Here is a 24192-nt window from a genome sequence, read left to right on the forward strand (position 1 = left end):
GGACCAGGTGCTCCGCCCAGTGTGCGACGACGATGAACAGGAACACGCGCAGGCCGAGTTGGTGGTGACGGGTGTTGACGGCGTCGAGCCCGCCGCGAAAGGTGAGAGGTGACGTTCCGGTACTGATGGCCATGCCTGACCTCCACGGTCTGGGTGGGAGGGGAACAATCGCTCATCACACCAGTCCTGCCGCGTACGGGCTTCTTCCAACGTGCTCTCTTTTTCCGGTGACCGTCCTGTTGACCGAGCAGCCGGTTGACGGCCCGCGGCGGGGCAGCCGCTTCCCCGGGAAGCCCCACGGCAGTCCCTTGAAGCGGGGCATGACGGCCAAGACGCTGCCCCGCCCTGTGGCCATGGGGCCGTCGGCCCGCCGCACCGGCCCGGCCCGGATCGCGGGCCTCGCGGCGGAGCGCGTCGGTCCGAATGTGTGACGGGGCATCAACTCTGGTCATTCATGGGTGACTTCTGGCCAAAAAGGTCTCCCGCGCAGCCCCCGGGAGCTGACAGGGGCATTCCGGAAAGTCAGGATGCTCCGACATCCACAGGGGGGCGTCATGAGCACTGCCGAGAGCGCACCGGCGACCGGACCTCGGGACGGGGGGGAGCCGGACGCCGGAGCGGAACTGGCGCGGCGGGTCTTCACCGGCCAGGAGCGCTGGGGCTGGGAGTTCGTCCAGCCGCCCGCGCCCCCCGCACACCGCGACGCCCAGCATCCGCCCGTCTACTCCGAACCCTCCGGCGACGAGGTCCGCGCCATGGAGGAACGCGCCCTGACCGCCCGGAAGAACAGGGGCACGGGCTGCCTCCTCCTGCTCGCGGGCATCGTCGCCTACGCCGCCGGCGGCCCGTCCGCCGTCGTGATCGTCGTCCTCCTCCTCATCGTCCTCATGGCCGCGACCTCTCCGGCCGCCAGGCTGGGAGCCGCCCGCCGCCGCCTGGAAGCCGCCCGCACCAGAGCCCAGCGGGACCACCAGCAGCGCCGGCGCGCCTGGCAGAGCCGGATCGACGCCCACCACGCGGAGCATCTGCGGCACAACGACACGCTGGACATCTGGTTCCCGCTCTCCCTCACCTCCGGTCCCAGCCGGATCGACGTGTTCGGCGGTACGGGCAACGGCTGGGCCAGCCTGCTCGCCACGGTCGGCGGGCCGCTCCTCGGCGGTGGCGCCCCGCTCGTCGTCCTGGACCTCACTCAGCAGGCCGTCGCCCTCGAACTCGCCGGCCTCGCCGCGCGCCGGGACATCGGCGTCGCCCACGTACCCATGCCCGGGGCCCTGCTCGACGCCGACCTGAGCGCGGAGTTCACTCCCGAAGAGCTGGCCGAGACCATGGCCGAGGCGCTGGGCACCATGCGGCCGCCCGGCGCGGACGTGGACCTCCACACCATCGACGTGGACCTCGTCCAGACCGTCGCGGAACTGCTCGAAGGCCCCGTCACCTTCGCCCGGCTCGCCGCCGGGCTGCGCGTCCTGCTCCGCGTCTACGATCCCGCCCCCGGCGCGCCCGGGCCGCTCAGCCCCACCGAAGTCGAGTCGATCACCCGGGCCGTCGACCTCCTGGGCCAGGGCGAGCGCGTCCAGAACGAACTGCGTTACGTCCGGGCGCAGACGGAACTGCTCACGCCGAGGGGGCGGGAGGCCGCCGTCCCCGGCGGCGGCCGCGCCGCGGACTGGTGGCGGCCCGGCGGACTGACGATCGTCACGACCGAGGACTCCGTGCGGCGCCGCAAGGACCTCACCGACCGCTTCGTCTTCTTCCGGCTGGTCCACGCACTGCGCACCCGAGCCGTGGCGCACGGCTCGGGAACCCTCGTCGTCGCCGGAGCCGACCACCTCGGCCGTGACGCCCTGGAATCGATGGCGCGCGAGGCCCGCACGGCCGGTGTCCGGCTCGTGTTCCTGCTCGAACACCTGCGGGAGGGCACCGTCCAGGTCGCCGGCGGAGCGGACAGCGCGACGGTGTTCATGCGCATGGGCAACGGCGAGGAGGCCAAGGCCGCCGCGCAGTTCATCGGGCAGGAGCACAAGTTCCTCGTCAACCAGCTGACCCGGCAGGTCGGGGAGACCCTCACCGAGGGCCGCGGCAGCAGCTACGGCGGTCAAGGGGGTGTCTCGGACACGGACGGCACCACCTCCGGCAGCAGCTGGGGGAGCTCCAGCTCCTTCTCGACCTCCCTCTCGCGCAGCTGGCAGGACTCGACCAACACCTCCACCGCCCGGTCCACGACGACCGGCGAGAACCTCAGCCGCGTCTACGAGTTCGCGATCGAACCCACCCAGCTCCAGGCCCTCCCGGTGACCGGCCTGGTCCTCGTGGAAACCGGGCCGGCGGGCCGACGCGTCGTGTTCGGGGACTGCAATCCCGGCATCAACTTCCTGCCCCGGCTCTCCACCCGCCCCCGCGCGGCCCTGACGTGAGCCCCGGCACCGGGGGCGCGACCCGACCCGCCGGACTCGGCGCGTACCGCTTCCACCGCCTGATCACCGTGCCCCGGCGGCCCGAGGACGGCCGTACGGAGGACCGTACGGCCGCCCAGCTCACCGCCGCCGTCACGGCGGCCCACGCCGTGCTCTCCGCGCCCCCGACCGGTGGGGAGCACCGCACGGCAGGTCTGGCCGCGGCATGGATACGCCCCGGCCGGCACCGGCCGCTGCACTTCCTGGTGGGCGGAGCGCCCGTCTTCCCGCCCGCGGGCGACGAGCCCGCCGCGGACGGGGCGCAGCGCCCCCTGCGCTACCCGCCCGGCTCCACCGCCCGCGACGTCCCGGCCGGCGAGACGGTCGCCCTGCTGGAACGGCTGCCCTTCTGGGTCCCCTGCCCCGGCTCCCACGACGTTCTGCGCCTGGGCGACGACGAGCGCGTCCTGCCGGGCGAACGCCGCGGTTCCTTCGACGACGCGGTCGCCCACCTCCCGGACGCCTTCGCCTGGCTCGTCCTGGCCGAGCCCGTCCCCTACGAGAGACTGGAACAGGAGCGCGCGGCACTCGCCGTCCAGCTGCCCCGGCTGCGCCAGCGCGAGAACTCCGCCGCCGACCGGGTGGCGGCCGACCGGGCCGAGGCCCGCTACCGCGAGCTGACCCGGGCCCTGGCCACCGGGGTGTGGGACGTGCGCGTGCTGGTCGGCGCCGAGCGGCCCGAGTCGGCGCTCGCCTCGGCGGCCCTGCTGTGCGGCGCCGGCGACCTCGACGAGCTGCCGTACGTGCTCGTACCGGCGCGGCGGCCGATGCCCTTCGCTGAGGCGCTGACCGCCGTCACGCCACGACCGGCGGCGGCCCCGGCCGCGGGCGCCGCCCGGCCGCCGGGCAGCGTGCCCTTCGTCGCCCCCGCCGAACTGGTCGCGGCACTGGCCCGGCCGCCCGCGCGGGAGCTTCCGGGCATCCGCACGGTGGCCCCGAACCGGTTCGACGTCACCTCCGACGACACCGGACACGACCCCGACGCCTTCCTGATCGGCGACATCCTCGACGAGGCCCTCCTGCCCGCCGGCCGGCTCCGCGTCTCCCGCTCCACCCTCAACCGGCACGCCTTCGTCTGCGGGGCGACCGGCTCGGGCAAGTCCCAGACGGTACGGAGCCTGCTCACCGCCCTGTCCACACACGACCGGCCGGTCCCCTGGCTGGCGGTCGAGCCGGCGAAGGCCGAGTACGCGCGCATCGCCGGCCGCCTCGCCGCGGCGGGAGGACCCGAGCACGCCCGGCGCGTCACCGTGATCCGGCCCGGCGACGTGGACGTGGCCCCCGCCTCGCTCAACCCGCTGGAGCCGGAGCCGGGCTTTCCGCTGCAGAGCCACGTGGACCTCGTACGGGCCCTGTTCCTCGCGGCGTTCGAGGGGCACGAGCCCTTCCCGCAGGTGCTGTCACGGGCCCTGTCCCAGTGCTACACGGCCGCCGGATGGGACCTCGTCACCGGCGAACCGCGCCCGGCCCACAAGCCCAAGTACGTACTGGACGAGCCGGACGAGCCGCGGACGGCCCGCTACCCGACCCTGGGCGAACTCCAGGCCACCGCCCGCCAGGTCGTCGAGATGATCGGGTACGGCAAGGAGGTCACCGCCGACGTGCGGGGCTTCGTCGACGTCCGGATGGGCTCGCTCCGGGAGGGCGCGCCGGGCCGGTTCTTCGAGGGCGGCCACCCCCTGGACATCGGCGGGCTGCTCGCCGGGAACGTGGTCCTCGAACTGGAGACGATCACCAACGACCAGGACAAGGCCTTCCTCATCGGCGCCGTCCTCATCCGCCTGGTCGAGCACCTGCGGGTGCACCACGGCGCCGGCGGGGTCCCGCTGCGCCACGTCCTGGTGGTGGAGGAGGCGCACCGGCTCCTGAAGAACGTGGAGGACGGGCCGGCGGCGGCCGCCGTCGAACTCTTCGCCTCTCTGCTCGCGGAGATCCGGGCGTACGGCGAGGGCGTCGTGATCGTCGAGCAGATCCCCAGCAAGATCCTGCCCGACGTCATCAAGAACAGCGCGCTGAAGATCATGCACCGACTGCCTGCCGAGGACGACCGGCGCGCGGTCGGCGCGACGATGAACCTCCAGCCCGAGCAGAGCGAGAACGTCGTCGCCCTGCCGCCCGGCCGGGCCGCCATCGCCGCGGACGGCATGGACCGGCCCGTTCTGACGGCCATCCCGCACGGGGAGCACGCCGAGAGCGCCGAGGGCGCGTCGGTGAAGCCGCCGTTGCTCGGCAGCCGTAGCCCGCTGTGCGGGGCCTCCTGCCGCCGCGAGCCGTGCACCCTGCGCACGATGAACGACTCCCACCACCGAGCCGTGGAGCCCCTTCAACTGATCTGGACGGACGTGGCGGCCTCGGCCCAGGCGATGGGCAAGGACGCGCCGGGTCCGTCCGACCGGGTCCGGACCGCGTTGACGGCGCTCGCGGACCGCGACCTGGAATGCACCCTGGTGTACGGGGTGGAACGTGCGCTGTCCGCCCGCGAGTCCCTGATGCGCGACGAGGTCGATCCCGGCGACTTCGCCCGGCGCCTGCACACCGTGCTCCGCGCCGAGCTGCTGGGCACCGACCCGCCGGGCGGCGACCCGCGGCGCTACACGTACGCGAACTACCGGTTCCGGGATGTCATCCGGGCCGTCCACGCGGCCAAGGCCGCAGCTCCGGACGGCCCGCACACCTACCCGGAGCACGAGTCCCAGTGGGCCTCCCGGGGCCTGGTCCTGACCGGTACGTCGGCGACGGACCACCGCCTCCAGATCCACGCCCTGCCGGGGTACCGGCAGGAGCGGGTCCATGCCCGGGTCGGGGACGTGGAACGCAGCGGGCTGCGCGACGCGGTGGCGGCGGTGACCGGCGGCACGACGGAGGAGCACGTCACGCGGGCGTTCGCGATGGCCTGCGCGGCGGGGCCGCGCCTGCGCGCGGTGGTGGCGGAGACGGCGACACGGGTGGCGCTGGAATGCGCCCGCGAGAAGGGAACCCGTCCATGAGCGAACTCGGCGGCCCGGTCGACGTCCCGCCCCCGCCCCCGCCGCCCCCGCCCCCGGAGCCGCCGTCGGACGCGCCCCGCGACGGCGACGAACCGGGGGAGGCGGCGGGGGCGACGGACGCCGAAGCGGCAACGGACACGAACTCCGACGCGACCTCGGATACGAACCCCGCCACGCCCGCCGCCGAACAGTCGTTGGACGGCGACCACGTCCCGGACCCGCCGCCGGTGGACGCACCCCAGGAGGCCGAGCCGGGGAGCCCGACCGAAGCGCAGCCGCCGGCGGCCCCCCAGGAACCCACCACGCCCGGCGCCCCCGAGGACCCGGCCCCGCCCGAAACGGACGGCCCCACCCGCGACCAGACCGAACCCCCCTCCCCGGAACCGACCGACAACCCACCGGAAGAGGCGGCTCCCGAGGAGCAGACCCCGGAGCAGCCGGAGTCCCGGAAACAGGAGTCAGAACCCGAACCGGAGCCGGGCCCTGACCCCGAACCCGAACCCGAACCGGAGCCGGACCCCGAGTCCGAATCCGAGTCCGAGCGGGAACCAGAACCCGAGAAACAACCCGAGCAGGAGCGGGAGCCGGAGCCCGAGCGGGAATCGGAGCGCGAACCGGAGCCAGAAGCGGAACCGGAGCGCGAACCGGAGCCAGAAGCGGAGCCCGAGCCGGAGGTTGGCCCGGACCCGGAACCGGAATCGAAGCCGGTGCCCGCCCCTGACCGGGAGCGCGACGCGGACGCCGGACCGGAATCCGAAGCCGAGCCGGAGCCGGCCGCGGAACAGGACCCCGAACCCGAAGGGGAACTCGGACGCGAACGCGAACTCCGACCCGACGCCGAACGCGAACCGCACTCCGAGGCCGAGCACGACGCTGCTCAGGACACGGCTGCGCAGGACACGCCCCCGCCCGATTCCGCGACCTCACCCGAAGCGGAACGCACGGACCACGACGACCCGACGGACGCCGACCAGCAGGCCGCGGAGACCGGAGGAGCTCCGGCCCCCGGCGACGAACTCGCCCAGACGGTGGGCACCGTGGCCGAAGGCACGGTCAAGGCCGGAGTGGCCGCGATTGGAGCCGGCGGTGTGGCCCTGATCAGGACCACGGTCGACGCGGCGGACAGGGCCACCGCGGGAGACCTCGTCGGCGCCCGCGCCGACGAGGTCTCCCAGGGCTTCACACCTGACCGCGACTCGGACGTCGAGGCGACTGGTGAGGAAGACGCACGTGCTGAGAGCCGGGCGGACGGTGATCAGCCGCCGGATTCCGACGATCCGATCGACGGGGGGACTCAAGCTGATGACGAGACCGCTGTTGACGGTGAGGGTGCACCGGAGGATCTGGAGGGTGAGGATGCCGAAACGGCTGATGACGCAAGCGCCGCCGATTACGTTCTCCATGCGGAGCAGCGTGACTACATCGAAGGGCGACACTTCATGCCTGGGGCGGAGGATTTCCCTGACAAGACCTATTTCACCATTCCTCGCGAGGGCTTGGACGAGGTCACGGCGTTGACCCTGGAGCAGGACCCCCAAGGAATCCCTAATACGTTGGGCAGAACGGGTACAATCCATCGTGCCGAAATGCCGGAATCCGTTGGCGACGAAGGATATATTGGCCGTGCTGGTGCGGCTCACGGAAATTATCCACTCGATCACGTGGAGGTTATTATGAATGACCCGAATTACGTGACTGGTGAACATAGCGTTCGAGACGTATACCCCTGGAATCCGATTTATGGAGCGGAGCAGTCATGAGTGAATCCGTTGTAATTTCTTACGTGCTCGGTGAAGGGGTGGGTGATGTTCCTCCCTCGCTTCCGAGTGACCAGTTGGCGATCCTGAACGCCGAAGAGTGGGTCGTCCGCGAGCGGTGGTTCCTCGGGTCGGTCGATGTTGAGTTCGGGGGCTCCGTATGGGGTTACAGGAAGACTCCGCTGCTCGACTTCGCATTGGCTCTCCGTTATGCGGTCAATATCCTGGCGGTCGACGGTGCCATTGAGTTCGATGCGGAGGGGGGCCCGAACCTTCGCCTGGAGCAGGTCGGTGACGCGGTGCGGGTGGTCGATACTCGCAGCGGAACGGAGGGGGAGTGCTCGTTCGTCGACCTGGTGGGATCTGCCGGTCGTTTCCTGCGCAGCCTTGTTGACGAGGTCACGAAGGCTCACCCTGATGTTCTCCTCAATGATGTGATTCGGACGGCTTTCCGGGAGTCGGGGGCGAGGCAGTTGAACCAGGAGGCGTTCGGGCGCTATTCGCGCGCGGGGCAAATTCGGGGGAAACTCCTCAAGAGGCAGGCCTCTCAGGGGTGAATTTCTGGTTCCGATCTTCGTCGCCCCGGGTGGTCAGACAGTGAGCATTTTCAGCGTTGACGCTCCGGGGTACGGATATGCTGAAGTCGGCGGCGATCTGCGCGCGTGTGTTGTGCCGGCGAAGGTGGGCCAGGCCGCCGAGGGCGCGCTGGTGGGGCGGGAGTTTGCAGCGGCGGCCGCCCTCACGGGTGGCGATGAGCATGGATACCCACTCGACCAGAGTATGGGGCAGGTCGAGTGCGGCAGAATAGGGGACCAACAGGGCTCCTGTACCGATGGGTTGAGACTTCGGACACCTCCCCCAACGGCACGGGAGCCCTGTGCGTTGCGGTCCTCATCCTGACTCGGTCTGGGTCACTCGATCAGTGGCCACTCTGAAAGAGCTCACTTCCTACCCCTCGGTCATGCTGGGTGATTCCTCCGAGGAGCTGAAGCATTCCAGCCAGGGCTCCAGCTCCGAGGTGAGCATCGCCCTGCGCGACGAGACCGGCGACACGGGCCCCGGCGTGGAGAACGGCGCTGCCGCCTCCCACGGCACCGTAGCGGTCTTCCGCTGGAAGAGCGCCGAGGTGACCGACTGCCACATCCAGAAGCTGTCCTGGCCGTCTTCGACGTCTGGGGCCGTGGAGCTTCCGGTCCTCATGGGCATAGCGGCAGGCCGTAGACCAGGCCCCCGGCGCCGTGCTGGAAGGTCGTGTCGAGGCCGTATTGCGCAGCCCTGAAGGGTGGAGATCGGCATCGGTGAGAACACGGGCCTGTCAGGTGCGGGTGAGGCAGGGGGCCAGGTAGCGGGCTGTGGGGGTGCTGGTGCCGGCCACCTCTTCCGGTGTGCCTGTGGCGATGATGCGGCCGCCCTCGTGGCCTGCTCCAGGCCCCAGGTCGATAAGGTGGTCGGCCGCGGCGATCGTGCGCAGGTCGTGCTCCACGACGACGACCGTGTTGCCCGCGTCCACCAGCCTCTGGAGCTGGGTGACCAGTCGGTCCACGTCCGCGGGGTGCAGGCCCGAGGTGGGCTCGTCCAGGAGGTAGAGGGTGTGGCCCTTGGGCGCGCGGTGCAACTCGCTGACCAGCTTGATGCGTTGGGCCTCACCGCCCGAGAGCGTCGTCGCGGACTGGCCCAGGGTCAGGTAGCCGAGGCCGATGTCCTTGAGGAGGGTGAGGATCCGGGCCGCGGGGGGCAGGTCGGCGAAGAACGCCTCCGCCTCCTCGACCGTCAGGGACAGGACGTCCGCGATCGTCCTGCCCTTCACCGTCACCGTGAGGGTGTCGGGGTTGTACCGGCCTCCCTCGCAGACGGGGCAGGGTGCTGTCTCCGTGGGCAGGAACAGCATCTCGATGCTCACCACGCCGTCACCCAGGCAGGCCGGGCAACGGCCCGCGGCCATATTGAAAGAGAAGCGGCTCGCCGTGAAACGGCGCCTCTTCGCTTCCGGCTGGGCGGCGTACAGCTTGCGGACGCTGTCGAAGAGGCCGGTGTACGTCGCGAGGTTGGAGCGGGGTGTGCGGCCGATCGGCTTCTGGTCGACGGACACCAGGCGGTCGATCTGGTCCAGGCCGTTTGCGTCGGCCACCGTGACGAGGTCCTCGTTGGGTGCCCAGGCGCCGTCGTCGTCCGGTTCCGTCGGACCCGCCGCTCCGCGGCCGAGGTCGCCGACATCCTCCTCCTCGTCGGCCGCCGGGGTGAAGTGCAAGTGGGTGCGCAGGGTATCCGCGAGGGCCCGCTCCACCAGGGTCGATTTCCCCGAGCCCGAGACCCCGGTCACCGCGGTCAGTACACCCACCGGGAAGCGCGCGTCGACCTCCCGGAGGTTGTGGCCGCTCACCCCGCGCAGCTCCAGCCAACCCCGCGCGGTGCGGGTCACCGCGGGGCGGGGGGCGTCGGGGACGTGGGCGACCAGATAGCGGGCCGTCACCGAGTCCTCGGCCGTGGTGATGTCCCGGGCGGGCCCGTTGTACAGGACCTCGCCCCCGTGGCGGCCCGCTCCCGGCCCCAGGTCCACGATCCAGTCCGCCGCCTCGATCACCTGCGGATTGTGCTCGACCACGTACACACTGTTGCCGGCCGCGCGCAGCCGCTCCAGCGCCGTCAGCAGCGTGGCGGTGTCCGCCGGGTGCAGCCCCGCGGACGGCTCGTCCAGGACGTACAGGACGCCGAAGAGGCCGCTGCGCATCTGCGTCGCCAGGTGCAGGCGCTGCAGCTCGCCGCCCGAGAGGGTGGCGGTGGTGCGGCCCACCGAGAGGTATCCCAGGCCCAGGCCGATCAGGTTGCCCAGATGGGAGAGCAGGCCGCCGATCAGGGCTTCGGCGGCCTGGCGGCGGGCGGTGGGCAGGGCGTGGGTGCGGAGGTCGGTGCGGGCCGACTCCAGGAACTGCGCCAGGTGGGACAGGGGGAGCGCGTTGGCCGTCGCGATGTTCTCCCCCGCGATCGTCACGGCGAGGGCGTCGGGGTTGAGCCGGCGGCCCTGGCAGGTCGGGCAGAGCTCGTCGCTGAGGAACGCCGCCGCCTTCGCGCGCATCGCCGCCGACTTGGTGGTGCCGAAAGCGTGGAGCACCCACGAGCGGGGGCTGGTGTACGTGCCCATGTACGAGCCGTCGTAGCCCTCCCCCCGGTCCGGGCGCACCTCCACCGTCGGGTGCTCGTCCGTCAGCAGCAGCCAGTCCCGTGTCGCCGGGGGCAGCTCGCGAAAAGGCACGTCGACATCGAGGCCGAGGGTGGCGAGAATGTCGCGGTAGTTGCCCCGTGCCCAACCGTTCGGCCAGGCCGCGATCGCGCCGTCGCGGATGGACCGGTCCTCGTCGGCCACCAGCGTCGACTCGTCCACCACGTGCAGTCGGCCCAGGCCGTGGCAGGTCCGGCAGGCGCCGACGGCCGTGTTCGGGGAGAACGCGTCGGAGTCCAGCGGGGCGGCGTCGCGGGGGAAGGTGCCGGCCAGTTCCTCCGGGCCCCGGCCGGCGGGGTACGTACCGGCGCGGGAGTACAGCATCCGCAGCACGTTGGAGACGTGGGAGACCGTGCCGACGGTGGAGCGGGAGCTGGCGCCGCCGTAGGTCTGGCGCAGCGCCACCGCCGGAGGCAGCCCGGAGATCTCCCCGACACGGGGCGCGGAACCCTGGTCGATGAGGCGGCGGGCGTAGGGGGAGATCGACTCCAGATAGCGTTGCTGCGAGGCGGAGAAGATCGTCCCGAAGGCCAAGGAGGACTTCCCCGAACCGGAGACACCGGTGAAGGCGACGAGCCGGTCGCGCGGGATGTCGACGTCGACGCCGCGCAGATTGTGCTCGGTGGCGTCGCGGACGCACACCATCGCGTCATCACGGGCCTGCGAGTCGCCGCGTGCGACCGTCTCCCTGGCGGTCTTCCTGCCGGTGGAGCGCATGATCCAAGCGTAGGCGGCATCGGCGGATTCGGCCCTTCCAGTTCGTGGGCACGCGCTGGGGCCGTCCCCGTCGCGGCGATCAGACAGTGGGCGTGAACCCCGGCCGCCGGGAATGAGCGGCAGACCCCAGGAGAGGTCCCGTAGTCGCCGACCGGCCTGGCTGCGGGCAGGTGGTCCCCTGGATCAGGGCCGCCTGTCGCCCCACATATCCGTCCGATAATCGGTTGTCTTGTCGGAGGCCCTGGCCAAAGGTGAGGCAGTGACCAAGACCGACCACAGGCCTCCCATCGACGCGGCCCGCTGGCTGCACCTTTACGAGAACGACTGCCCCGCCCCGGCGACGGCCGAACTTCCGGCCCTGGCCGCAGAACTGGCCGAGGCCCTCCGCCACCCGGACCCGAACATCCGCGACGGTGCCCCTTACGTGGTGCTGCGCACCTGGATCCAACGGGACGTCATCGACCAGCCGCTGCGCGCCCGCCTGGGCACGGTGATGGCCGACCGGTTCGACGACCCGGACATCCAGGCACGTACCTTCGCCCCGCTCGTGCTCGACATGATCGTTCGTCGCGGCGACTTCGACCCGACCTGGCTCGCCGCCTTCCGGCGTTGGTTCCCCGCCGAGACGGACCTGCGCGGGTATGACCGCGAACTCGGCTGGCTCCACGCCGTCGCCCACGGCGCCGACCTGCTGGGCGCCTTCGGGCTCCACCCGGACGTCGACCCAAGGAAGATGCTGGAACTGACGGCGGAGCGGCTCGTGGCCCCGACCGACGAGATTTTCGCCCAGCAGGAAGACGACCGCCTCGCCCAGGGCATCGCCCGCACGCTGACCCGCCCGGAACTCTCCCTGGCCGACGCCACCGGCTGGCTGGACGCGATCGAGACGGACTTCGCCGCCGGCCGGCGCGGCGCTCCCACCGTGGCCGCACACACCTCCAACGCCATGCGCACGCTCAGGATGCTGTACCTTCTCGCCGACACCGGCGTCCGGATCGACGGTGCCCCCGCCCCCGTGCACCCCCTACACGCGGAAGGGCTGAAGCGGCGCCTGACGGAGGTACTGGCTCTGGTCTTCCAGGGGGCATGACCGGCAGGTGCCACCGAGGGGCGCCCATCTCCCGGAGACCGGAGGCGCTCCCAACGGCGGGTACCCGACACACGCCGGACCAGCCAGCCCCATGGCTCCTGAAGCACAGCCCAGTTGGGCTTTGTCGCGTCAGGAGCGGGTGCGCAGGTCGAACCGGTCCAGGTTCATGACGTGGGTCCAGGCTGCGGCGAAGTCCTCGACGAACTTCGTCGCCCCGTCCGCGCTGGCGTAGACCTCGGTGAGGGCGCGGAGTTCGGCGTGGGAGCCGAAGGCCAGGTCTGCGCGGCTCGCCGTCCAGCGGGGTGTGCCGGTGGCGGTGTCGCGTCCCTCGTAGACCGTGGGGTCGTGTGCGGCGGGACTCCACGAGGTGCCCTGGTCGAGGAGGTTGACGAAGTAGTCGTTGGTCAGCACGCCGGGGTTCGGGGTGAGCACGCCCAGGGATGTGCTCTGGTAGGTCACGCCTAGGGCCCGCACTCCGCCGACCAGGGCGGTCATCTGCTGGGCGCTCAGTTGGAGCAGGTCGGCCCGGTCGACGAGGCGGTTCTCGGCGGGGACGGTGTCCTTGCCCGCGTAGTTGCGGAACCAGTCGGCTTCGGGCTCCAGGTAGGAGAAGCCGTCGATGTCGGTGTGCTCCTGATCGGCGTCCACCCGGACCGGTGCGAAGGCGACCTTCACGTCGTGCCCGGCGTCGGCGGCGGCCTTCTCGACGGGGACGGTGCCGGCCAGGACGATGAGGTCGGCCAGGGAGATGCCGTGGCCCGGGGGGCGGGAGGAGTTGAAGTCCTTGCGGATGTCCTCCAGCCGGTGCAGGAGGGCGGACAGCCGGTGCGGCTCGTTGACGGCCCAGCCGTTCTGGGGTTCGAGGCGGATGCGGGCGCCGTTGGCGCCGCCGCGCTTGTCGCTTCCGCGGAAGGTGGACGCGGAGGACCAGGCGATCCACACGAGGTCGGCCACCGGGATCCCGGCGTCCAGGACGCGGGACCTGAGCAGCCGGACGGCGTCGTGGTCGAGGACGGCTTCGGCGGGCCTGGTCAGAGGGTCCTGCCAGATGTGCTCCTGGGCGGGGGCCTCTGGGCCGAGGCAGCGGGTGAGGGGGCCCATGTCGCGGTGGGTGAGCTTGTACCAGGCTTGGGCGAACGCCTCGGTGAACTCCTCGGGGTGTTCGAGGAAGCGGCGGCAGACCCGTGCGTAGTCGGGGTCGACCCGCATCGCGATGTCGGTGGTGAGCATGGAAGGGGTACGCCGGGCGGACGGGTCGTGCGGGTCCGGGACGATGTCCTTGCCCTCGCCGTTCTGCGGCTTCCACTGGTGGGCCCCGCCCGGACTCTTCGTCAGCTCCCCTTCGTAGCCGAGGAGGATCTCGAAGTAACGGTTGTCCCAGGAGGTGGGGGTGTCGGTCCAGATGACCTCGAGACCGCTGGTGACGGTGTCGTTCCCCTTGCCGGTGCCGTGCGTGCCCTTCCATCCGGGCCCTGCTACTCGACCGGTGCGGCTTCCGGCTCGGGGCCGAGTGTGTCGGAGGGCGCGGCGCCATGGGTCTTGCCGAAGGTGTGGCCGCCGGTGCACAGGGCGACGGTCTCCTCGTCGTTCATCGCCATCCGGGTGAAGGTCTCACGGATGTCGGTGGCCGACGCCATGGGGTCGGGGGTGCCCTTGGGGCCTTCGGGGTTGACATAGATCAACCCCATCGTGTCAGCGGCGAGCGGTGTCTCCAGTTCGCCGTCGTCCTCGTGCCGTTCATCGGTGAGCCAGACCTTTTCGGGGCCCCAGTAGACGGCCTCGTCCGGGCCCCACACCTCTTCGCGGCCGCCGAATCCGAGGGGCCTGAAGCCCATCGATTCCAGTGCCACGTTGCCCGACAGCACCATGAGGTCCGCCCGGGACAGGGCGCGCCCGTACTTCTGCTTCACCGTCCACATCAGGCGGCGCGCCTTGTCCAGATTGACGTTGTCGGGCCAGGAGTTCAGTGGGGCGAAGCGCTGGAGGCCGGCGCCGTTGCCGCCCCGGCCGTCGGTGACGCGGTAGGTCCCGGACAGGTATCAGGCCATGCGGATGATGAACGGCCCGTAGTGGCCGAAGTCGGCGGGCCACCAGTCCTGGGAGGTGGTCAGCGTCTGCAGGATGTCCCGCTTGACGGCCGGCAGATCGAGCGCGTCGAACGCCGCGGCGTAGTCGAAGTCCTTGCCGTTGGGGTCTGGGCAGCCGGCGTGGCGGCGCGGGACTGCGAGGTCGAGCCGGTCGGGCCACCACTGCTGGATGCCGTCGTCCATGAGGGGGCCGGGCTGCCGCGCGCCCGTGACGGGGCAGCCGCCCGCCGTCGGTTCGGTGTTCGTGGGCAGCGCGTTCATCTCGGCTTGATCACGGTCGTTCTCGGGCACGGGCACGCCTTGGGGAGGTCCGGCCCCCGTAGCGGGGGCCGGACCTCGGTGAGCTCAACCGTGCGGGATCCCCCCAGGGGGCGCCGGGAGGTGCGGGGGTGCGTCTCAGGAAGTTGCGCGGCCCGGTGCGGAGGAGCGGGCGCCGTCGTGGCCGTGGCCATATCCGTAGGGGTCGGGTGTCGGGGGCGGAGGGGTGTGGGCCGGGCGGTCGGTGTTGGTCACGGTGCAGGTGACGCGGTCATCGGCTCGGAGCGTGATCTCGTCGTCATCGGTGACGGGCACGGAGCCGTTCTTTCCGGTGCAGGTCCAGCCGGATGTGTCGTATCCGTCGGGGCCGCTTTCGGTGAGCCGGTACGTTCCGGGGGCCACGTCGTCCTCGGCGCGGCCGCGGCCGCTGAGCCGGTCGGGGCCGTCGGCGGTCAGCAGCCAGTCCCTGGGGGTGGCGGTCCCCCGGTGGTTGTTGACGACCTTCTTCTTCAGGGTGAGATGGGCCTCGTCCTCGTCGCTCTCGCAGGTCACGGTGTTGGTGACGGTGATGCGGTTGTGCTCCTCGGTCAGCTCGGCCGGGTAGGGGAGGGCTGAGGAAGCCGGGGCTCCGTTCACTTGCGTGATCCGGGTGCCGGTGAGTTGGCATGCGGCGGGCACGGTGACGTCCTCGTCCACCGTGACCTGGTCGCCGAGGGTGTAGCCGGATCGGGCTGTGCCCCAGGGCTGGGGGGCGGCTCCGTTGTCGTCGGGGCAGGTGAGCGTCAGCTCGGCGTCGATTCCCTCAGGCTGCTCACCGTCCTCGTACCGTGTTCCGTCGACGTTCCAGATCTTGTCGACGACGAGGTCCGCGTCCGCAGGGTCTTGCGGGGGGAGGGCGGGGCGGTTGTAGACGGTGCAGGAGATACCGCCGAGGCGTTGGAGGGGCACGGTGAACCCGGTGTCGCCGGAGTTGGTGACGGGGACGGGCGAACCGTCCTCCAGGTTGGTGCAGACGGCGTCGGCGCCGTCCTGGGTCACCAGGGTGTGTCCCGGCCGCTGGGTCTCCTGGACGGTGACCGGTGCCTGCGATGTGGCCGGTGGGAATTCCGGCTCGAACACGACACCGCCCGTGCCGTCGTCGGTGGTGGTGCGGGTGGCGGGCAGGCCCCCCAGGTCCTCGGTGGAGGACCCGGTGAAGCTCCAGCCGGGGCCGGCGTTCCATGCGCCCGAGACGTCCTCACCGGTGTTGTCGGCGGGCACGAGCTGCTTGATGACCGACACGGTCCCGGCACACTGGCTCAGCGCCAGTTCGTTGAGGGCGGCCCCGGCTGCGGCGAAATCGGTGGTCTGGTAGTAGTCGGCGGTCTGCGGGTTGCCTCCGGTGAACGCCTCGGGCCCGGAGATGGCCCGGAGGTTGAGTCCGGAGACGCCCTCGACGCCCCGGCCCACGCCGATGGAGATGACCCTGGTCCCCTGCGCCTTGACCGCGTTGGCGGCGAAGATGCCGCCCTCGACGTCGGCGAAGTGCGTGCGGGAGCCGTCGCCCTGGTACGGGCGGCTGAAGCGGGTCGGGTTGCCGTCGGTGAGGACGATGGCCGCGTCGTAGACGGGCTCCGCCTCGGCCACCGCGTAGAGCGCCTGGTCCCAGTTGGTCCCGGAGCCGAGCTGCCAGTCGGCGTAGAGCTCCTTGAAGGCGTCGGCGCCCTCCGGGGTGGAGACGGAGCGCAGCGCGGGGTGGTTCTGCGTGCCGGTGGACGGGGACTCCCGGTCGAAGGAGAACAGGCTGAGCCGCGAGGGGGTGCCGGCCAGGGCGTCGGTGAACTGGTCGGCGGCGTCCTTCAGCGACGGCAGCGCGCTGCCCACGGACGCGGACAGGTCCAGGACGAGCGCCACGTCCAGGCCGCAGGCCGGTGGCAGCGGCGGATTCACGCGGGACTGCTGCCAGATGCCGGTCGAGGCGACGTACGGAGGTGTCCGGTAGTCCGTGCTGTACATGAAGTCCTCGCGGGAGGAGTACCTTTTACCTCCTTCCAGCTCCGGGGTGGGGAAGGCGTACGGGGCGGTGATGGAACCGCTGCCGCTGCCCGGCCCGGTACGGAGCACGGGGTTGGTGTACCAGTCGGCCGGAGCGGCGATCTGCCGCACGGTGTAGGTGACTCCTTCGCGCGGACCGCCGGGGCCGGTGCCGGGCACGGTGAAGGAGCAGTCGCTGTCGCTGTCGGAGACGCAGACACCCCACACCGGATCGACCGGGCTTGTGGCGTCCTCGTCGTCGAAGAGTCCGAGGGTGACACCGGCCAGCGGCCCCACCTCGTCGTCCGCTACCCGGTCGGATCCCGTACGGACGGTGACGACAGAGGTGGTCGCGGTCGGCGCGGGGACATCGGCCGGGGCCGCCTGTGCCCCGGGCACGGGAAGCGCCGCGGAGCCCACGGCGCAGACGGCCGCGGCCACAACACCCACCGTTCGCCGTGCGGACGCGGCCATTCGCCCCGGAGATGAAGCCATGTGCGCTCGCCTGTCCTCAGGGCCCGGAACGAGACAGCGCCCGGGCCGAATGTCCGTCTACCGGGCCCCAGGAATACAGGGCAGGCAGCCGGCTTCGGGAGATTCGTCCGTCCGGGGGCGCGCCCGGGCAATCACGAGAGGACGGCTGCCAGTTCTGCGAGCACGCGCCGGGCGGTCTCCAGCATGGGCCGGACATCGGCTTCGCGGCCGAGCCGTTGCGGCGCGACGCTCAGGTGGAGGTGGACCGGCTCGCTCCACCCGGCCGTACCCCCCGTCTCGAAGCTGTCTGGCAGCGCCGGGCCCACGGACAAGCATCTGCGGGCGGCCGAAGCCGAACAGGAACTCCGGCTCTGCCCATCGGATCGCGCCGGCCAAGTGCTGGATGAACTCGTGGGACGCTGAAGTTGCCCGTGGGCGGGCCCGGCCTGCGCACACTGCCGGGCCGCGCGTGGACTTCCCGCGGGCACCGGGCGGGGCGCGGGAAGGGGCCGTCCCTTCTTTCAGTGGTGCGGGGGGCCTGCTGCGGTTTGTGCCGGGGTGCAGCTCATGTGCCAGCCGTCGACGCGGGGCCCGACGAGGTCGCGCGGCCATCCCGCCAGGGCGACGGCCGCCTCGTACACGGCGTCGCCGAACGCCACGATGGCCTGGTGCGGGTCGGCTGTCCGCCCGAGTGCGTCCCAGGGCAGACGGACCAGGCCCGCGTCGGGATTCCAGGCCGCCCCGTCGACGACCCAGGACCGGGTTTCCAGTCCGTCCGGCTGGGGCCAGATGTAGGCGTACAGGCCGGGACTCGGTGCCTGTGCGCTGCCGAAGGCGAACCCGACCGACAGGTAGGCGTTGAGCGCGCCGTTCTGCTGGAACGGTGGCCGGTCGGACCTCGGCGTGGTGGGCTGCGCCCGGTGCCGGGTCGCCGACAGGTCGAAGCCGCCCCACATCACGCCGACGCGTGGATGGTTCCCGAGGAAGGGCGCCTGCCACGCTTCGAGTCCTCTGGAGGCGAGGTTCCACGCTTTCCACATCCGCCGGGCCGCGTGGGGGTTCCACGTGTGCTCGGTGCGATCGTCCTGGAAGGTGCGGGCCGAACCGGGAATCTCGCAGATCAGCGCGGTGCGGGGCGGGCTGATGCCCAGCTCGGCCGCCGTGTCGCAGAACGTCCGGTAGAAGGAGGCGACGGACCGGTCGGCCAGGGGAAGGGTCCGGCAGCCCGTATCAGCCTCGATGACCACATCACCGTCGAGCAGACGGTAGTGCACCGAGAAGGTCACCTCCGATTCCCGGATCGTCGGTGTCCGAAGGCCGCGGGCAGTGACGTCGAGGACGACGTTGCCCCAGCCGGCCTCGAAAGGCATGTCGAGGGTGTACTTGCCGGCGACCTGCACGATCCGGTTCAGGTACCCGATCGGCGGCGCCAGTTCGCTGTAGGCCAGTGCGGGCCACCGCTCCTGCCGTTCTCCCACGTGAATCTCCTCCCGCGTGGTGCGCGACGGGCGAGCACCTTCCTGCACAGAATTCTCGTCCCACCGGCGGTTCCGGGCGCGGCGAGCGCGCTGCCGAGGGGAGGGAACCCGCTGCGGGCGGCCCGCCCCGGACCCCCAGCACCCGCCGAGCCGGTCCGCCCGGCCGAGGCACGCGCGTGCCTGGGCGGGTTCTCCCGGGTGGAGGCGAACGGTGCGTGTGCCTCTTGTGCTGTCCGGCCGTGCCCCTGCGGGTCGGCGCAGGTCCCCGTCGCCTTGTCGACGCCCGCGACGTGGCCGGCGATGTGGTCGCCGTCCTCGGCCAGGTCCCGGGAGGGGCGGCGGGTATTGGCCGGGTCGGAGAAGTCGATGCCCTTGGGCCAGAAGATCGGCCACCTCATGGGGTGGCCGCCGCGGTTGGTCTGCCGCCGGCCCCCGGCGTCGGTGGCCAGCTTGGTCGCGCACCACACGCCGATCCTGCTGCCGGCATCCGGACCGTGGTTGCCGTGGAGCATCCCGCCGCGCGCCGAGGGGGCGAAAGCCTGGCAGTGGGCGGCGGCTCCGAAAGACGGCTTCCATCTGCTTCGGCACACCTGTGCCTCGATCATGCTGGAAGCCGGAGAGTCCGTCGTGACCCTGGCTCGGGGGCTCGGGCACTCCTCGCCTGCGATCACTCTCGGTTACTATGCTCACTTCATGCCGGAGGCCGGCAGCAAGGGACGCGGCACCATCGACGGTCTGCTGGGGGAGCGCGGGAGATCAGCTTGCCGGCTGAAACTCCCCAGATTCTCCCCGGCGCTGTCGACTCGTGTTCCCGGCCTCTGCGCTCCAGAGAAGCCTTCCGTGGATTGCAAGGCTGAAGAGATGGGTGGCCTAGGAAAGTGTTGCAAGAGGTCGTAGCGACCCGCTATGTCACGCCTCTGCGTGAGGGCGGCTCGCTCCCCGGGATCGTCGAGGCCGACGATCTGGGTACGTACGTCATGAAGTTCACCGGGGCAGGCCAGGGCCGCAAGACGCTCGTCGCCGAGATCATCTGCGGGGAGCTCGGCCGGCGGCTGGGGCTGCGGGTGCCCGAGCTGGTGACCATGGAGCTGGACCCCGTCATCGGGCTCGCCGAACCCGACGAGGAGGTGCAGGAGCTGCTGCGCGCCAGCGGCGGGCTGAATCTCGGGATGGACTACCTGCCGGGCTCGTTCGGGTTCGACCCGCTCGCCTATGAGGTCGGGGCCGCCGAGGCCGGGCGCATCGTCTGGTTCGACGCGCTGATCAACAACGTGGACCGCTCCTGGCGCAACCCCAACCTGCTCGTCTGGCACGGCGACCTCTGGCTCATCGACCACGGCGCGACCATGATCTGGCACCACAACTGGCCGGGGGCCGAGGCGTCCGCCGCCAAGCCGTACAACGCGTCCGACCATGTGCTGGCCCCCTTCGCGCCGGACATCGCGGGCGCCGCCGCCGAGCTGGCCCCGCTGGTCACCGAGGAGCTGCTCGCCGAGGTCGCCGCCGACGTGCCGGACGTATGGCTGGCCGGCGAGCCCGGGTTCGGTTCCGCCGACGAGGTGCGCCGGGCCTACATCGCCCCGCTGCTCGCCCGTGCCGCCGACATCCATGAGCGGACCACCCTGGACGCGCCGACCGCGACCCGGCCCTCCCAGGCCCCCGGCTGGCTCACCGACCGCCTGCCGCCCCGGCCGAAGGGGACCGGCGGCGGCCGGGACGCGGCAGCGGCCCGTACCGGCGAGGAGGCCGGCCGATGACACGCGACGTCTTCGAGTACGCCCTCCTGCGCGTCGTCCCCCGGGTCGAGCGCGGGGAGTGCTTCAACGCCGGGGTGCTCGTCTACTGCCGGGCCCGGTCCTTCGTCGCGGCCCGCACGCACCTGGACGAGGCCAAGCTCAGGGCGCTCGACCCGCGGGCCGACGTCGTCGGCGTGCGGGCCGCCCTGCGCGCCGTCGAACAGGTCTGCGGCGGCGGCGAAGAGGCCGGGCAGGCGGCCGGCGACGACGCCGGACGCCGGTTCCGCTGGCTGATCGCCCCGCGCTCCACGGTCGTCCAGCCCGGCGTCGTGCACAGCGGCCTCACCACCGATCCGGCCGGCGAGGTGGAGAGACTGCTCGACCTCCTCGTGCACTGATCCACGCCTCGGCGGGGGCTCCACGGCGCGGCGGCGGGCGCTCCCGCCCGGTGTGACGTGCGGCCCGCCGGGGCGCGCGCCGTTGACACCGGGTGCCAGGGCTTCTAGCGTCTCGACTGCTGAAGGTACTAAGCGGTTGCTCAGTCATCGGGGTCTTTCCGTCAGGGAGCGCCCCGCCCCCGCTGAGCCGCTATCCAAGGGCGAGGAGAGCCAAGCATGTCCACCACCGAGCAGCGTGTCGCCATCGTGACGGGAGCGGCGCGGGGCATCGGCGCCGCCACCGCCGTACGCCTCGCGGCCGAGGGCCGCGCCGTAGCCGTACTCGACCTCGACGAGGCGGCCTGCAAGGACACGGTCGAAAAGATCACCGCCGCCGGGGGCGCCGCGCTCGCCGTCGGCTGCGACGTGTCGGACGCCGGTCAGGTGGAAGCCGCCGTCGCGCGGGTCGCCGCCGAGCTGGGCGCGCCGACGATCCTCGTGAACAACGCGGGCGTGCTCCGCGACAACCTGCTGTTCAAGATGAGCGAGTCCGACTGGGACATCGTGATGAACGTGCACCTCAAGGGCGCGTTCCTGATGGCGAAGGCCGTCCAGGCGCACATGGTCGAGGCCAAGTTCGGCCGGATCGTCTCGCTCTCCTCCTCCTCGGCCCTCGGCAACCGCGGCCAGGCCAACTACTCCGCGGTCAAGGCGGGGCTCCAGGGCCTCACCAAGACCCTCGCCAAGGAACTCGGCAAGTTCGGCGTCACCGCCAACGCCGTCGCGCCCGGCTTCATCGTCACCGAGATGACCGCGCAGACCGCCGAGCGCGTCGGCATGGGCTTCGAGGAGTTCCAGGCGGCGGCGGCCACCCAGATCCCGGTCCAGCGCGTCGGCCGCCCCGAGGACGTCGCGAACGCCATCGCCTTCTTCGCGGGCGACGACGCGGGCTTCGTCTCCGGCCAGGTCATGTACGTGGCCGGCGGCCCCCTCAACTGACCCGAAGGGCGACGGACATCATGACGGTGCAGGACAGCGGAAAGGTCGCGCTCGTCACGGGCGCGAGCCGGGGCATCGGCTACGGCGTCGCGGCGGCGCTCGTGGCGCGCGGCGACCGGGTGGCCATCACCGGGCGCGGGGAGGACGCCCTCAAGGAGGCCGTCGAGCGGCTGGGCGCCGACCGGGCGATCGCCATCCCGGGCAAGGCGCACGACGAGGCCCACCAGGCGGCGGCGGTCGAGCGCACCATGGAGGCGTTCGGCCGGGTCGACTACCTGGTCAACAACGCCGGGACGAACCCGGTCTTCGGCCCCATGGCGGAACTCGACCTGAACGTGGCCCGCAAGGTCTACGAGACCAACGTGATCTCGGCGCTCGGCTTCGCCCAGCAGACGTGGAAGGCGTGGCAGCGGGAGAACGGCGGGGCGATCGTGAACATCGCCTCGATCGCCGGGGTCTCCGCCTCGCCGTTCATCGGCGCGTACGGCATGAGCAAGGCGGCGATGGTCAACCTGACCCTCCAGCTGGCGCACGAGTTCGCCCCGGCGGTCCGGGTCAACGCCATCGCCCCGGCCGTGGTGAAGACGAAGTTCGCCGAGGCGCTCTACGAGGGGCGCGAGGAGGAGGCCGCCGCCGCCTATCCGCTGGGGCGGCTCGGGGTGCCCGAGGACATCGGGGGCGCCGCGGCCTTCCTCACCTCCGCGCAGTCCGACTGGATCACCGGACAGACCCTCCTGGTCGACGGAGGAATTTTCCTCAACGCGGGCGTGGGCTGAGAGCGGCCTGAGCCGATTTGGTCCTGATTGGGTCAAGTGCCCCGCCGGGCCTGGGGATTGTCCCGGCGGGGCGCTGCGGTATGGTCTGCCGACCCAAGGCTGATCGAGGAGCGTGCGCGTGTTCTACCGGGCCAGTCTGCAGGCTGCTGCAGCCCTAGCTTCCCTTTCTCTGCTGGCCGGATGCGGTCTCCTCTCCGACAGCGGATCGGAGACGGAGCAGAAGATAACCGTCGGGACGACCAGTTCCCCCTCCACGCTCGATCCGGCGGCGGCCTGGGACAGCTCCTGGGAGCTCATGCGGAACGTCTACCAGACCCTGGTGAGCTTCCCGACCGGCAGCACGAGCCCGGAGCCGGACGCGGCGCGGTCGTGCGAGTTCACCGACTCCACGAGCATGGCGTACCGGTGCACGCTCAGGAAGAACCTGAAGTTCTCCAACGGCGAGAAGCTCGACGCCGAGGCCGTGAAGTACTCCATCGACCGGATCGTGGACATCCACTTCAAGGGCGGACCGGCCGGGATGCTCGGCTCTCTGGACCGGATCGAGACCAAGGGCGAGGACACGGTCGTCTTCCACCTGAACAAGTCCGACGCCACGTTCCCCTTCATCCTGGCCACCCCCGCGATGTCGCTCGTCGCCCCCGGCGACTACCCCAAGGACAAGATCCGCGAGGACGGCCGGGTCACCGGTTCCGGCCCGTACCTCCTGGAGTCCTACGAGGAGGGCCGGAGCGCCGAACTGAAGAAGTACGCCGACTACAAGGGCTTCGCCGACCGGAAGAACGAAGCGGTCACCATCCGCTACTTCGGCGAGTCCGCTGACATGGTGAAGGCGCTCCGGGCGGACGAGATCGACGCCACCTACCGGGGTCTGACCGCCGAGGAGGTCATCGGTCTGGAGGACGACAAGGACGACGACGCCGGTCTCCAGATCGTCGAGTCCACCGGCGCCGACATCCGCTTCCTGGTCTTCAACCCGAAGGACCCGGCCGCCGCGAACCCCGCCGTCCGCAAGGCCATCGCCCATGTCGTGGACCGCGACGCCCTGGTCGCCAAGGTCTACCGGGGAACCGCCGAACCCCTCTACTCGATGGTCCCCAAGGGCATCGCCGGACACACCACGAGCTTCTTCGACACCTTCGGCGACCCGGACGTGAAGAAGGCGAAGGGCATCCTCACCGAGGCCGGCATCACCGAGCCCGTGAAGATGAAGTTCTGGTACACCACCGACCGCTACGGCTCCTCCACCGAGCCCGAGTTCGAGGAGCTGAAGCGGCAGCTGGAGGCGTCCGGGCTGTTCGACATCACCATCCAGGGCGCGCCCTGGAAGACGTTCCAGGAAGGCTTCAACAAGGGCGAGTACCCGGTCTTCGGCCGAGGCTGGTTCCCCGACTTCCCGGACCCCGACAACTTCGTCGCCCCCTTCGTGGGCAAGGAGAGCGTCACCGGCACCCCCTACATCAACAAGGAGATCACCCAGCAGCTGATCCCCGCCTCGCGGCAGGAGAGCGACCGGGGCGCGGTCAGCAAGCAGTTCGAGCGGGCCCAGGAGATCCTCGTCGACGACGTCCGCCTGCTGCCGCTGTGGCAGGGCAAGCTGTACGTCGCGGCGGGTGAGGACATCGGCGGCGGTGAGCGCGCACTCGACCCGCAGACCGTCATGCAGCTGTGGGAGCTGTACCGCAAGGCCAGCTGGTAGCCGCCCGGCGGCCGCCGGACACCAGGGCGCCTGAGGCCTGTTGTCAGTGGGGGCCGGTAGGTTCGGGGATC

14 protein-coding genes and 2 pseudogenes are annotated in these 24192 nt (G+C 71.3%); 10 read left to right on the forward strand and 6 right to left on the reverse strand.

The genetic code is table 11. The annotated features are described in order from the left end of the window. The first annotated feature begins 554 nt into the window (after nucleotides 1-554). The 4 genes from AMK24_RS20925 to AMK24_RS20945 are packed head-to-tail and all read left to right on the forward strand — an operon-like array spanning nucleotide 555 to nucleotide 7757. Nucleotides 555-2417, forward strand: a complete 1863-nt coding sequence (locus AMK24_RS20925; protein WP_079190574.1) for a hypothetical protein — start codon at nucleotides 555-557, stop codon at nucleotides 2415-2417. Beyond that, complete coding sequence (locus AMK24_RS20930) at nucleotides 2414-5443, forward strand: helicase HerA domain-containing protein (RefSeq protein WP_073770354.1); 3030 nt, start codon at nucleotides 2414-2416, stop codon at nucleotides 5441-5443. Before AMK24_RS20925 ends, AMK24_RS20930 begins: the two co-directional genes overlap by 4 nt. Beyond that, nucleotides 5440-7203 (forward strand): hypothetical protein, encoded by a 1764-nt coding sequence (locus tag AMK24_RS33980; protein ID WP_158072165.1) that lies wholly within the window; start codon nucleotides 5440-5442, stop codon nucleotides 7201-7203. Before AMK24_RS20930 ends, AMK24_RS33980 begins: the two co-directional genes overlap by 4 nt. Next, nucleotides 7200-7757 (forward strand): hypothetical protein, encoded by a 558-nt coding sequence (locus AMK24_RS20945; protein WP_073770357.1) that lies wholly within the window; start codon nucleotides 7200-7202, stop codon nucleotides 7755-7757. The genes AMK24_RS33980 and AMK24_RS20945 overlap by 4 nt, the downstream gene beginning before the upstream one ends. 70 nt (nucleotides 7758-7827) lie before the next feature. On the opposite strand, the pseudogene AMK24_RS20950 reads toward AMK24_RS20945, so the two are convergent. The 3 genes and pseudogenes from AMK24_RS20950 to AMK24_RS20960 form a co-directional block, all read right to left on the reverse strand. Then, nucleotides 7828-8016 (reverse strand): annotated as a pseudogene (locus tag AMK24_RS20950) (IS5/IS1182 family transposase); the annotation flags it as partial. Between the two features lie 132 nt (nucleotides 8017-8148). Beyond that, nucleotides 8149-8400: a hypothetical protein gene (locus tag AMK24_RS20955; protein WP_143203724.1), complete on the reverse strand. Its 252-nt coding sequence runs from the start codon at nucleotides 8398-8400 to the stop codon at nucleotides 8149-8151. A gap of 115 nt (nucleotides 8401-8515) precedes the next feature. Further along, on the reverse strand, nucleotides 8516-11134 hold the full coding sequence (locus AMK24_RS20960) for an excinuclease ABC subunit UvrA (protein WP_073770359.1): 2619 nt from the start codon (nucleotides 11132-11134) through the stop codon (nucleotides 8516-8518). Between the two features lie 259 nt (nucleotides 11135-11393). Here AMK24_RS20960 and AMK24_RS20965 point away from each other — a divergent pair, with 259 nt between their 5' ends. Beyond that, nucleotides 11394-12224 carry a DUF2785 domain-containing protein gene (locus tag AMK24_RS20965; RefSeq protein ID WP_199876470.1) on the forward strand — a complete coding sequence of 277 codons (831 nt, stop codon included), beginning with the start codon at nucleotides 11394-11396 and terminating at the stop codon, nucleotides 12222-12224. Nucleotides 12225-12353: 129 nt separating this feature from the next. Here AMK24_RS20965 and katG read toward each other — a convergent pair. The 3 genes and pseudogenes from katG to AMK24_RS20985 all read right to left on the reverse strand — a co-directional run bounded on the left by katG (nucleotide 12354) and on the right by AMK24_RS20985 (nucleotide 18534). After that, nucleotides 12354-14572, reverse strand: a pseudogene (gene katG, locus AMK24_RS20970) (catalase/peroxidase HPI). A gap of 135 nt (nucleotides 14573-14707) precedes the next feature. Further along, nucleotides 14708-17023 (reverse strand): VWA domain-containing protein, encoded by a 2316-nt coding sequence (locus AMK24_RS20975; RefSeq protein WP_242435213.1) that lies wholly within the window; start codon nucleotides 17021-17023, stop codon nucleotides 14708-14710. Nucleotides 17024-17577: 554 nt separating this feature from the next. Beyond that, complete coding sequence (locus AMK24_RS20985) at nucleotides 17578-18534, reverse strand: DUF5996 family protein (protein ID WP_073770361.1); 957 nt, start codon at nucleotides 18532-18534, stop codon at nucleotides 17578-17580. 878 nt (nucleotides 18535-19412) lie between these two features. Here AMK24_RS20985 and AMK24_RS20995 point away from each other — a divergent pair. From AMK24_RS20995 to AMK24_RS21015, 5 genes are all read left to right on the forward strand, one after another. Next, nucleotides 19413-20291 (forward strand): HipA family kinase, encoded by an 879-nt coding sequence (locus AMK24_RS20995; protein WP_199876471.1) that lies wholly within the window; start codon nucleotides 19413-19415, stop codon nucleotides 20289-20291. Then, a complete protein-coding gene (locus tag AMK24_RS21000) occupies nucleotides 20288-20668 on the forward strand; it encodes a DUF3037 domain-containing protein (protein WP_073770363.1) in 381 nt (126 codons plus the stop codon). Before AMK24_RS20995 ends, AMK24_RS21000 begins: the two co-directional genes overlap by 4 nt. Before the next feature lie 216 nt (nucleotides 20669-20884). Continuing rightward, a complete protein-coding gene (gene fabG, locus AMK24_RS21005) occupies nucleotides 20885-21646 on the forward strand; it encodes a 3-oxoacyl-ACP reductase FabG (RefSeq protein WP_032765785.1) in 762 nt (253 codons plus the stop codon). 20 nt (nucleotides 21647-21666) lie between these two features. Beyond that, nucleotides 21667-22422, forward strand: a complete 756-nt coding sequence (locus AMK24_RS21010; protein ID WP_073770364.1) for an SDR family oxidoreductase — start codon at nucleotides 21667-21669, stop codon at nucleotides 22420-22422. 118 nt (nucleotides 22423-22540) lie between these two features. Next, nucleotides 22541-24121 (forward strand): ABC transporter substrate-binding protein, encoded by a 1581-nt coding sequence (locus tag AMK24_RS21015; RefSeq protein ID WP_073770365.1) that lies wholly within the window; start codon nucleotides 22541-22543, stop codon nucleotides 24119-24121. Nucleotides 24122-24192 lie beyond the last annotated feature (71 nt).

It is taken from the genome of Streptomyces sp. CB02366, from assembly GCF_001905905.1.
Lineage (GTDB): Bacteria > Actinomycetota > Actinomycetes > Streptomycetales > Streptomycetaceae > Streptomyces.